6 protein-coding genes are annotated in these 11,721 nt (G+C 67.9%); 3 read left to right on the forward strand and 3 right to left on the reverse strand.

Translation table 11 applies throughout. From position 1 onward, the window contains the following. Nucleotides 1–11 precede the first annotated feature (11 nt). Nucleotides 12–593: a TerD family protein gene (locus tag J3A66_RS10375; RefSeq protein WP_209568718.1), complete on the reverse strand. Its 582-nt coding sequence runs from the start codon at nucleotides 591–593 to the stop codon at nucleotides 12–14. 186 nt (nucleotides 594–779) lie between these two features. Between J3A66_RS10375 and J3A66_RS10380 the strand changes: the two genes are divergently transcribed. Continuing rightward, nucleotides 780–5,318: an AAA domain-containing protein gene (locus J3A66_RS10380; protein WP_209568720.1), complete on the forward strand. Its 4,539-nt coding sequence runs from the start codon at nucleotides 780–782 to the stop codon at nucleotides 5,316–5,318. Between the two features lie 146 nt (nucleotides 5,319–5,464). On the opposite strand, the gene J3A66_RS10385 is transcribed toward J3A66_RS10380, so the two are convergent. Together J3A66_RS10385 and J3A66_RS10390 are read right to left on the reverse strand one after the other, a co-directional pair. Then, entirely contained in the window at nucleotides 5,465–7,246 is a 1,782-nt protein-coding gene (locus J3A66_RS10385) for a hypothetical protein (protein WP_209568730.1), read from the reverse strand. Nucleotides 7,247–7,488: 242 nt separating this feature from the next. Next, nucleotides 7,489–8,712 carry a hypothetical protein gene (locus J3A66_RS10390; protein ID WP_209568732.1) on the reverse strand — a complete coding sequence of 408 codons (1,224 nt, stop codon included), beginning with the start codon at nucleotides 8,710–8,712 and terminating at the stop codon, nucleotides 7,489–7,491. 453 nt (nucleotides 8,713–9,165) lie between these two features. Here J3A66_RS10390 and mntR point away from each other — a divergent pair, with 453 nt between their 5' ends. Both mntR and J3A66_RS10400 read left to right on the forward strand, forming a co-directional pair. Next, the gene (gene mntR / locus J3A66_RS10395) at nucleotides 9,166–9,597 is read left to right on the forward strand and encodes a manganese-binding transcriptional regulator MntR (RefSeq protein ID WP_348634029.1); all 432 of its coding nucleotides are present in this window, start codon (nucleotides 9,166–9,168) and stop codon (nucleotides 9,595–9,597) included. A gap of 95 nt (nucleotides 9,598–9,692) precedes the next feature. Continuing rightward, complete coding sequence (locus J3A66_RS10400) at nucleotides 9,693–11,699, forward strand: TonB-dependent receptor (RefSeq protein ID WP_209568736.1); 2,007 nt, start codon at nucleotides 9,693–9,695, stop codon at nucleotides 11,697–11,699. Nucleotides 11,700–11,721: the final 22 nt, after the last annotated feature.

Raw genomic sequence — 11,721 nt, forward strand, 5'->3', positions numbered from 1 at the left:
TCGGTCGTGTGTCAGATGGAGGACAGGATGGGGGTCATCATGTCGTGGAAGGTCTGCCCCTGGGTCCGTATGCCGATGGCCTTCATCGACCACTGCGTCCCCGACCGCGTCAGCGTCGCCATCACCTGCCCGGTGTGCGATCCGCTACCCGTCAGGTCGAAGCGGGCGAGCTCGCGGCCGTTCGTGAGGTCGACGAGTCGGCAGTAGGCGTTCTCGATCCGGTCGAAGCTGTCGCCGCGGAAGCTGTTCACCGTGAAGACCAGGGACTGCACCTCCGCCGGGAGCTTCGAGAGGTCGACCGAGATCGTTTCGTCGTCACCGTCGCCGGCACCCGTCAGGTTGTCGCCGCTGTGGACGATGCTCCCGTCCTTGCTGGTCAGCTGCCGGAACCAGACCTGATCGAGCTCCTGCCGCCTGGAATCGAACGTGAGGCACGACGCATCGAGGTCGATGTCAGCTCCCTTCGCACCGAACATGCCCATGAGGCCCTTCGCCTTCCGGACGTCCCAGCCCAGCCCCATGGAGACGCGGGTCAGGCTGCCGCCGTCCGACTTCTCCAATCGGACCGATTGCCCCTTCGACAGGCTTACCATTCGATGCTCTCCCCGTTTCGCCGCAGCGGTCTCAGACTAGCCGCCCGCGACGAAGCCGCGCAAGGCCGCCGGCTCCGCATTGTACGATGTATGATCCATTCCCGAGACAGTTGGCAGGACCCGCGTCTGATCCCGTTGCGTTCTGCGCTACGCCACGCGATACCGCCATCGGGGATTATACCGGATATGCGGAGTTCGAAGATCGGCATTGATCGACTTGTGGCGTTGATCGACTACGTCGAGGCGACGGAGCGCGACCGCCTGCGCACCGTACTCGACATGGTCGACTACCGGGGCTTCCGCCGTTTCGGCGACGACCTGATAAAGCTGCCCGGCGTCCTGGTGAACGTGCGCGACGCGGACGATCACTGCTGGCTCACCGTCGAACGACTGGTCAGATGCCCGCCGCCCGCCCCGGACGACGCCGAGCTGCGCGTCTGGATCGACCTTCCCGACGAGGTGGACACTCCGCCGTCGCTGCGCCGCGAGGTTCCCAGGGCGCTTCTGGGCGTGAGCGATGCCCAGCCGCCTGCGGCCGAGACCATCGCGCTGGACGGGTTCGAGGGCCGCGCCCGTCTGGAGACCGCCATCGAGGGGTATCGCCGTGAACGCTGGTCCCGCTGGGCGGAGGAGGAACGGCCCCGTCGCCAGTCGATCGAACTGTATAACGGGCTGTTCGCGCTCCGGCAATCGCTCGAAGGCGGATCCGAACAGCCGGTCGAGCTCGTCTGGGGCATCGGGATCGCCCGGTGGACCCGCGCCGGTACGAAGCTGCATCATCCGCTGGTGACGGTGCCGGTGGAGATATCGCTCAGCGAGCGGACCCACGCGATCGAGGTCCGCCCCCGGAGCGAGGCGCCGGTGGCGATCGAATCGGGGCCGATGGACGCCCTCGGCGTCGCCTCGGCGGAGGACTGGCGCAGCGGTGCCCAGCGCTACTTCGACGGACTCGAGGGGGACGGCGTCACGCCGTTCGCGACGGAGAGCTTCGCGCCCGTGCTGCGGCGGGCCGTAGCGGTCCTGGATCCCGACGGCGCCTATCTTCCCGAGCTCGGAGAACGCCAGCCGCCCGTCGGCGACACCCTTCGGGTGGATGACGGCTGGGTCCTCCTCGAACGGACGCGGCAGGGCACGCAGCTGATGGACGATCTGCGCAGCCTGCGCGGTCAGGTCTCGGCGCTGGACGACGTCTCCGAACTGCCGGCGGCGGTAAGGGCGCTGATCGAGGACCCCACGGACGCGGCGGTCGCGGAGGCCTATCCGGCTCTCCGCGGCGTGTCGACGATCCCCGGCGTGACGTCGTCGGACGGATCGGGCGAAGACCTGTTCTTCCCCAAGCCGTTCAACCGCGAGCAGGTCGAGGTCATTCAGCGGCTGTCCACGCGCGCCGGCGTCGTCGTCCAGGGTCCGCCGGGAACCGGCAAGACGCATACGATCGCCAACATCATCAGCCACTACCTCGCGCTAGGTAAGCGGGTCCTCGTGACCTCGCAGAAGGCGCCACCGCTGAAGGTGCTGCGCGAGAAGCTCCCGGAGGCGGTGCGACCGCTGGCGGTCAGCCTCCTCGAGAGCGACAGGGATGGTCTCAAGCAGTTCCAGGAGTCCGTCGACATCATCGCCGACAGGGTCCAGCGGACCCGACCGGCCGATGCTGCCCGGCAGATCGCCGCGCTGGACGCGCGGATCGAGGCGCTCCATCGGGGCCTTGCGGTCATAGACCGGCAGATCGACGAGATCGGGCGGGGGGCCATGGCCCCGGCGGTCCTCGACGGCGCACCGATCGAACCCGCGGATGCGGCTCGCCGCCTGCTTAGCGCCGGCACCGCCGCCGACTGGATCGCGGACCCGATCGACGTCATCGCGTCGCATGAACCCGAGTTCGACGACGAGGCGATCGCCGCGTTGCGCACGGCCCGCAGGTCCGTGATGGGACGGATCGCAGATCTCGACCACGCGGTTCCCGATGCGGCGCTTCCCGACGTCGACGCGCTCGTCCTCCTGCATCGTTCACTGATCTCCGCCGACGAGATCGAACGGACCACTACCGGGGTCGCCGCCGTCTCGCCGGGCACGTCCCTCGACGCCATCGCCGCATTGCGGACCGAGCTGGAATCGCTTCGCGCCGCCCGCTCCGACGTCTCGGGGGACGCGAGGGAATGGACGCTGCCCGTGATGGCCCGCTGGCGTTCGGACCCGGACGACCCGGCGTTGCTGGGCCTGGAGGGTCTACGCGGAGACGTCGGCGAGCTGTGCGACCTCGCCCGGCACTTCCTGGTACGGCCCGTGACGCTGTTCGACGGCGCAGCGGACGACCGGGACTTCCGGGACGCGGTGCGGACCCTCGCTTCCGGCGAGGATCTCGGGCTGTTCCAGAGCCTCTTCGCCCGCCAGCTCAAGCAGCAGGTCGGATCCGTCCGGCTTTCGGGCCGCGCGCCCGCCGACGCCTCGCAGTGGACGGAGGTGGTGCGCTACCTCTCGGCGCTCGACAGGACCGTAGCTCTCGGAGCCGCATGGAACAACGCGGCTCCCCACGCCGGGCTCGACACCGTGCCCGTCGACGGCCCTTCCGCCGGTGAACTGATGCGCCGGCAGCTCGATCACGTCGGCCGGCTGCGCGAAGTCGTACGGCGCGAACGCTCGGCGGAGTCCGCAGTCCATGCGATGCTGCCCGGATCCGGCCGCCATCATCCGGTGTCGGATGCAGGGATCGACGCGCTGCTCGAACTGCTGGATCGGCACCTGCGGCTCTCGCGTCTTTCCGAGGCGCGGGCCGATCGCACCCGTCTCGTACAGTCCCTTTCCGGCATCGAAGGGGCCTTGGGCGAGGAGCTGCGGGAGATCCTGGGCACCATGGTCGGTCATGGCGGAACCGACGCGACGCTGCTGGCCAGACGTTGGGCCGCGGCTCTGAGCGAGGCCGATGCGTTACGGGCCCTCGCACCGGCATTCTCCCGCATCCGGCACGTCTGTTCCCTGATAGAGGAGAGCGGGGCGCCGCAGTGGGCGGAGCTGCTCCGCCGGCAGCCGGTGGAGGGACTCGAGGATCCGCTCACGCCCGGTGACTGGCGGGAGCGGTGGACCCTCCGTCGCCTCGCCACATGGCTCGGCCGGATCGATCGGCACGACAGGCTGCGAGCGCTCGGGGCGGATCGGAGGGATCACGAGGATCGCCTGCGCCGCGCCTACGAGGAGGCCATCGAGCAGCGCACCTGGTGTCGGCTGGCGGAGAAGGCGAGCGACCAGGTCCGGGCCGCGCTCGCCGCCTACGCCCAGGCCATGCGTCGGCTCGGACGCGGAACCGGCGTGCGGGCGGGCCGCTATCGGGCCGACGCGAGGGCCGCCGCCGATCGTGCGAAGAACGCGCTGCCCTGCTGGATCATGCCGCACTACCGCGTCTCGGAATCCCTGCCCGCCGAGCTCGGACTGTTCGATCTGGTCATCATCGACGAGGCGTCGCAGTCGACGATGGCCGCGCTACCGGCGCTTCTGCGGGCCAAGCAGGTACTGATCGTCGGCGACGACAGGCAGGTCAGTCCCGATGCCGGCTTCCGCGAGGAGGCCCGGATGAACTTGCTCGCGGACCGCCATCTGGGCGGTCAGGTATCGGACTACAGGTCCGCACTGCGCGAGGAGAAGTCGCTGTACGATCTGGGCACGGTGGTATTCGCGGGCGGGGCGATCATGCTGAAGGAGCACTTCCGCTGCGTCGCCCCCATCATCGAGTATTCGAAGGCGCAGTTCTACAGCCACCAGCTCGAACCGCTCCGTCTTCCTTCGGCCTCCGAACGGTTGGATCCGCCGCTCGTCGACATCATGGTCGAGGACGGGTACCGGAAGGGGAAGGTGAATCCGCCGGAGGTCGACTGCATCGTCGATGCGATCAGCCGCATCTCCGACGATCCGGCGATGAAGGGGAGATCGATCGGCGTGACCACGCTCCTCGGCCAGGAGCAGGCGGTGGCGATACAGACGGCCATCGAGCAGGTGCTCGGGACCGAGATCATGCTGCGCCACGACATACGCGTCGGCGAGCCGGTGGCCTTCCAGGGCGACGAACGCGACATCATGTTCATCTCGCTCGTCGCGGACCGCGGGAGCAGCGGGCTTTCCGGACTGGGCTACGAACAGCGTTTCAACGTGGCGGCGTCGCGCGCACGCGACCGCATGGTCCTGGTCCGGTCCGTGGAACTCGAGGACCTTCGACCCTCGGACCGCCTCCGCAGAAGCCTGATCGAGCACTTCCATGCCCCCTTCGCCGGCGACGGTGCGCTGAGCGCCGACAGGCGGACGCGGTGCGAGTCGCCCTTCGAGACGGACATGTACGACCTGCTCGTGGAGCGGGGGTTCCGGGTGGATACGCAAGTCGCGGTCGGTTCGAAGCGCATCGATCTGGTCGTCGAGGGAAGCAACGACAGGCGCCTCGCCATAGAATGCGACGGCGACCGTTACCACGGGCCCGAGCAGTGGCCGGACGACATGGCGCGTCAGCGGATGCTCGAACGCGCGGGATGGGTGGTCTGGCGGTGCTTCGCCTCGCGCTTCTTGCGCGATCGCCGCGGAGTGATGGACGAACTCGTCGAGGTGCTGGCGGCGCGGGGAATCCATCCGGAGACGGGAGACGCCCTGCCCCCCAGCAGGCATACCGAGCATCGGCGCTGGCGGAGCCTGCCGCTCGACGCCGAGCACGTTCCCTATGCCTGGCTAGTCGTCGAGGACGCGGCCTGAGGAGCGCCGCGCCGCCCATGCGGCCAACCGCCATGGCCACGGGGACGGACCGGCGCTTGTCCGAAACGCTCGGGCTGTGCCCGCTGGAACGGCGGCTGGACCCGGGCGGCCATTCGACCGCCCGGACCGAACGGCGATCGCCCGGCTCAGAGCCGTCGCGAATAGATCCCGGGTCGACGCATCATGGTGCCGATACCCTTCGCCTCCTCGTGGAGCTGTGCATCCGTCTTATCGCGGGCTTCGCGTTGAGCGTTCAGCGCTAAACGCGTCAGGGCGACCGTCTCGTTCCTGAGTCCTGCCGCCATCAGCGTCTGCCGTGCGCCTTCGGTCCGCACCGGCGCGAACACGCCGCTGCCGCCGTAGGTGGCGACGTTGCACAGGACGACGTGCTGGTAGAAGCGATGCGAGTCGGCGATGCAGCAGGTCCGGTAGAGCTCGCCGAACGGGTTGTGGGCGATGACGAACAGGGCGTCGAGCGGTCCATCGCGCCCTTGGAGGTTGATGCGATGGACCAGGTCGAAGTGGCTGAAGTCGTAGCAGATCAACACCCCGAAGGCTTGGTGCTGTCCGTTGACGAAGCGGTACAGCGTATCGCCGCGCGTCATGCGCATTCGCTCGCCGTCGACCACGTCGAGCGCATCGTACTGCGAGCGGGTTATCTTCTCGTAGCTGCGGAAAAGGCCGGCGCCCGTCATGATCCACGCCGAGTTGCAGTTCTCCTCGTCCGTCTCTCCGGGATAATCGACGCCGCAGATCGCGATCGCGTTCGTCCGTCTGCAGAACGGAACGATCACCTCGTCAGCGAACCCGCGGGATACGAAGACTTCGGGAAGCACGAGGAAATCCAATTGCCTGTCGCCGGGTGGCCGCATGGCGAGCTGCCGCTCGAGCATCTCCAGGTGAAGAGAGACGCCGCTCTCGAAGTTCCGCACCCGGTTCGCACGGCCGTCGAGCTTGTCCAGATCGCGAAGACGGTACCGGCAGGAGACGTAGTCCTTTGCGGGAAGCGAATTCAGCTGGACGACGGCGACCAGCGGATCGTCGCCGTTCCAGTCGAGTCGGATGTCCTGGACCCTATCGACGGGCGGCGCACCCGCGCCGCGGTCATGGGTGTGCATGTAGTGCTCGGACGGCGCCAACGGGGCATACCGGACGCTGTCCATGTCCTTGGGTCCAGCCAGTCCCCTCTCCCCGTAGGCCGTCCGCAGACGTCGAAGCTCGTCGACGTCGAGTTCGACGAATGCGGTGGTCTCGACCGGGCCGCGCGTCGAGAAGATCTGCCCGGCGGTCCTGAGCGTTGCGTGGCGCTTCTTGCCGAACCGCCGGAAAGGCACGAACGCGCCCGAACCGCCCAGCTCGGCGACGTTCACGATCACCACGAAGCAGAACAGCCGGTGGACGTCCGCGGTGGCGTACTCCCAGTAGAGCTGGGACGCCGCGTTCATGGTGACGACGACCAGGAGCTCGATCCGCTCTTTGATCAGCGATGCGATGATGTCGGCATGGGTGTAGTCGTGGCAGTTGAGCACCGCCCAGCGTACGGTATCGGGATCGTGCGAATTATCGAACACGTTCAGCACGTCTCCGGGCACCACGCCCTCGGCCACGTCCTCGGAGGCGAGCGACATCTTCGCCTGCTCGATCAACCGGCCGCCGCTGGCGATCAGCGTCAGATTGCGGTCGTCCGCACCGATCCCGTCGAGCGTGACGACGGAACGCGTGAGGGCGGCCTCCAAAAGCTTCTCCCGGTTGCCGACGACGCCCCTGTGGAAGGAGAGTATGGACAGCTCCTCGGCGCGGGTGCGGTCCAGTCGGGCGGCGAAGGCGGCCTTCTCCGTTGCGGTCGCGTCGGCCACGTGCTGCACACGTCGCAGCGCATCGCGTTCGCCCAGCAGCTCGTCTCCGGTCCGGTCCTGGAACAGACGCACCGGGAGCATCCCCTCGTGAAGCCGCAATGTCGAAGATACATGTCTGATTGTGATCATGCTCTCATGTTGAGCATGGCGACGGCTCGGACAAGATCGCAAGGGCTCGGATACCCCCGAGAACGGCATCATGCCGGATTTCTCGACACGGTGGACCGGCGCCCTCTACGCGCGCCCGCGGCCCGTCGGCGCACGAACGCGCGCGCCGCCGGCAACTCCGTCCCGTCAGGACGGTGACCGTTCCATCAGTCGATCACGCTTCCGTCGTTGCGGAAGACGAGGATGTCCCCGTCGCCTCGTCGAGCCGCGTACGGTAGAGGAATCCTGTTCCTGCCGCCGTCGGCGTCGTAGGCGTCCGAGAACCCGACCGTCCGCTGATCGACTTCGACGAACGCTTGCGCACGGACGTCTCCCTTCAGGTTCGCCGCCGTTACGACGGCTTCGATCTGGGCCTTCGATCCGGTCCTCTTCAGGAGTTCGACGGATATCTCGAGCGACAGGCTGCGTTCCTGGCGGAACGATCGACAGGACCAGCTCAGCACGGAGCCCGACGCCGTGATCTCCTCGTAGACCGTGAAGGGCTCGTCGCGCCGGGACGATGCCATGTCCGCCATCGGCAGGCGGCCCAACCGTTCGAGATACCCCTCGGGTTCCGGGGCCGACTCGCCGAACGCGCGGACGCTGTACGGGGCGGCGTGTAGCACGGCGTTTCCCGAGCGTATCTCGAAGGAGAGTCCTTCCGCCGAGATCGGGCCCACGTTGCGCACCGTCACGCGGAGACGATGCTGGGAATAGAGGCGGGTCAGGCCGTCGTGCATGGCCGGAAGATCGGTCTGGACGAGACGATCCCGCCAGTCGTCGTACCGATCGGAAAGGGACGAGTCCTCGAGCAGACCATGGGGATTGAAGCCCGACGTCACCCGGGGCGCGGGATTGGCCTCGAGGATCCAGTTCTGGATCTTCGTCCGATCCTGCTCCGTAGCCGGCAGGACGGTCGTTCGCGTCCATGGCCGATCGCCAAGAGCCTCGACGGCGACCGTCAGGACCGGCTGGTCGGCGGTCGCGGTACGCAGCTCCCGCTGGAGACGCGCTAGCTCAAGCTTCTCCGGCGCGGGCGCGACGTCGAGCAGCCAGTGCTCCGGCAGTCTGGTCGCAGCCAGATCATTGGCGCGGGCGGCGTCGCGGGGACGCATGTCGCGGCTGAGCAGTTCCAGTCTGGAGCGGTCGTCGACCAGTGCGTTCAGGATCTGCGCGACGATCCTGTCGTCCGCATCGTCGCGATCGAGATCGTCGTGAGCGGCCCAGTCGATCGGCGCGTTGCGCATGAGCGCGACATCGACCCTTGGTCCTTCCGGTCTCAACGTCACGGGCATCCCCGTCTCCACGTTCGGATCGAGCAGCCTGTTGAACGCCCGCGACCTCTCGCCGAGCCTGCCGTCCCGCTTCTTGGCGTCGATCTCGCTCTGCACCTGTCGACAGACCACCAGCAGGATCGGTCCGTCGCCGAGCTCCGCCCATGGAAGCTGATCCATCGGTCTCGTCTCGAGCACCACCTGCGTGTCGATGGCGAGGACGCGGTTGTATCGCGCGGTGTCGAGCGGGCGTTTCATCGGAGCGGTGTGGCGCCCCGGACGAGACACCGCAAGACGGATGCCGACCACGGCAGGAGCAACGGCGTCCGGTAGGCGGAACGACGGTGACGCCTCCGCTCGAGAAGAACGGCAGGACATCGACAGTGGTCGGACACGGCGGTGAAGCTCCGCGGATCCGCCGCGCGAGCAGGCATGCACCCCTGCGGAACGACACGATCGGCCCGTCACCGTAGCGAACCCGCGGCCGGACCAGACGCAGCCTCTCGGCATGGCGTCGGCCCCGTCGGTCATGCCATATCCACGGACATGACAGGACAGGATCAGCCGCCCGTGAGGACCCCGCCGGATGCCGCGCGCCGCGCCGCGGCCTTCAGACGCATGCGCGAAGCGCAGCGGACGGAGGTCGCCGAGGACTACGTCGAACTGATCGGCGACCTGATAGCGACCACCGGCGAGGCGCGACTCACGGATCTGGCGGAACATCTCGGGGTGAGCCAGGGGACCGTCGCCAAGGTCGTCCAGCGACTGCAGCGCGAAGGACTGGTGGAGAGCCTTCCCTATCGCTCGATCTTCCTGACCGCACGGGGTGCGGTGGTCGCCGCCGCGTCGCGCGAACGACATCGGATCGTCCACGACTTCCTGCGTCTGCTCGGCGTTGACGAACGTACCGCGGAGGCGGACGCCGAAGGCATCGAACACCACGTCAGCGAGACGACGCTCGCCGCATTGAAGGCCTTCATCGCGGACCGGACGAAGGGTTGAGACCGGCTACATCGACAGCCCGATTAGTTTAGCCTTGGCTAAACCACTAAGCCTGTGCTCAATAAGGGCGGAGCCACGGTTGAGGAGTCGGACGCTTGGTCGAACTGCTGCTGGCCGCGATGCTGGTGGGACACCCGCAGGACGGGCCACCGGATGCGACACCCAACGTCGAGCCGAACGTCGAACGTCCCGAGATCATGGTGACCGCCCGCACCCGACGTCCCGTCGGGGTGGCGCGTGCCGCCAGCGAGGGGACCGTCGATGGCGAGGATCTCAGGCGACGCCCCCTCCTACGGACCAGCGAGCTCGCGGAGGCCGTGCCGGGCCTGATCGCCGTCCAGCATTCGGGCGGCGGCAAGGCGGCGCAGTACCTGATCCGCGGATACAATCTGGACCACGGCACCGATTTCAGCATCGCGATCGACGGCATGCCCTTCAATCTTCGCAGCCATGCTCACGGACAGGGCTATCTGGACCTCAACGGTCTGATCCCAGAGACGGTCGACCGCATCGCCTACCGGAAAGGGCCGTACCGGGCCGCGGACGGCGACTTCTCGTTCGTGGCGGCGGCGTCGCTCGATACGCTCGATCGCTTCGCGCGGCCGTTCGCGAGCATGACCGCCGGCAGCTACGGCTATCGCCGACTGGCCGCCGGCGGCTCGGGCGCGCTCGGCGCGGGGACTCTGCTGCTCGCAACCGAAGTGAAGGCCAACGACGGACCATGGGCCCTGCCCGAGGATCTTCGGCATGTCGGAGCGTTCGGGAAGTACACCGTCGACACCGGCATGGGCGTCCTGCGCGCCAGCCTGTCGCTGTACGACGCACGCTGGCGCCCGACCGAACAGATCCCCGTCCGCGCGATAGGCACGGTCGTCCCCGACCGGTTCGGGACGCTCGACCCGTTCCTGCGGGGGCGGACCGACCGACAGGTCCTCAACATCGGATTGACCGGCGGACGCACCACGCTCACCGCCTACGCGCAGCACTACCGGTTCGCGCTGCTCTCCAACTTCACGTTCTTCCTCGACGACCCCGTCGACGGCGACGAGCTCGAGCAGAGCGAGGACCGATGGACCTACGGAGCACGGGTCTCGCGCCGGTTCGACCTCGCCGACGACGTGGGACTGACCGCGGGGATCGACTCCCAGATCGACGTCATCGGCGATCTGGGGCTCTACCGGACGCGGTTCGGGCGGCGTATCGCGACGCGCAGCCTGGTCGACGTGCAGGAGACCTCGGTCAGCGGCCATGCCGAACTGACCTGGAGACCGACGCCGCGCCTCAACCTTCTGGCCGGTGCGAGGCTCGACCACTTCCGTTTCCGGACGAGCGCGAGGGCGGGCAGCGCCGTGAGCGGCGGCGTGTCGGACACGATCGCGACGCCCAAGGCGGGCGCGAACCTGGAGCTCGTCGACGGACTCGCGCTGTATGCGAACTACGGGCAGGGATTCCATTCCAACGCGGTCCGGGGCGTCATCTCGGCCGTGGATGCCACCCCCGGCGTCTCTCGCGCGACCGGATACGAGATCGGTACGCGGTTCGAACGGGGCCCACTGGTCCTTTCGATCGACCATTGGTGGAGCCGCGCTTCGAGCGAGCTCGTCTATTCCGGAGACGACGGCACGGTATCGCCCACGGGCCCCAGCCGGCGACGGGGCATCGAAGTCACGGCCTCGGTGAAGGCGCTGCACTGGCTCGCGATCGACGCGGTCTACGCCACCAATCACGCGCGGTTCGTCGATGCTCCCGGGGCCGACCGCATTCCGAACGCTCTCGAGGCTGCCGGCGAACTCGGCATCGCGGCAACCTTCGGCAGCTTCGACGCCGCTCTGCGCGTCCGGTATCTGGGACCGCGAGCGTTGACGGAGGACGACCGCGTTCGTTCGCCCGCCACGACCGTCGTGAACCTTCGGACGGCGAGGCGCTTCGGCGCCATCGAACTGAACGCGGAACTGCTCAATCTGTTCGATACCGCCCGCGCCGACGCCGACTACTTCTACGCCTCGCGTCTTCCCGGCGAGCCGGCGGAGGGCGTGGAGGGGGTCCACAGCCGAACCGTCGAACCGCGGATGCTGCGGATCGGAGCGACGATCGGCTTCTAGTAGCCGGGGATGCGTCGAGCGC

It is taken from the genome of Sphingomonas sp. PvP018 (assembly GCF_017876865.1).
Taxonomy (GTDB): domain Bacteria; phylum Pseudomonadota; class Alphaproteobacteria; order Sphingomonadales; family Sphingomonadaceae; genus Sphingomonas; species Sphingomonas aerolata.

Excerpts from the sequence above, each read along its gene's own strand:
- J3A66_RS10375 (WP_209568718.1), bottom strand. The coding sequence starts at position 593 with ATGGTAAGCCTGTCGAAGGGGCAATCGGTCCGATTGGAGAAGTCGGAC.
- J3A66_RS10380 (WP_209568720.1), top strand. The coding sequence starts at position 780 with ATGCGGAGTTCGAAGATCGGCATTGATCGACTTGTGGCGTTGATCGAC.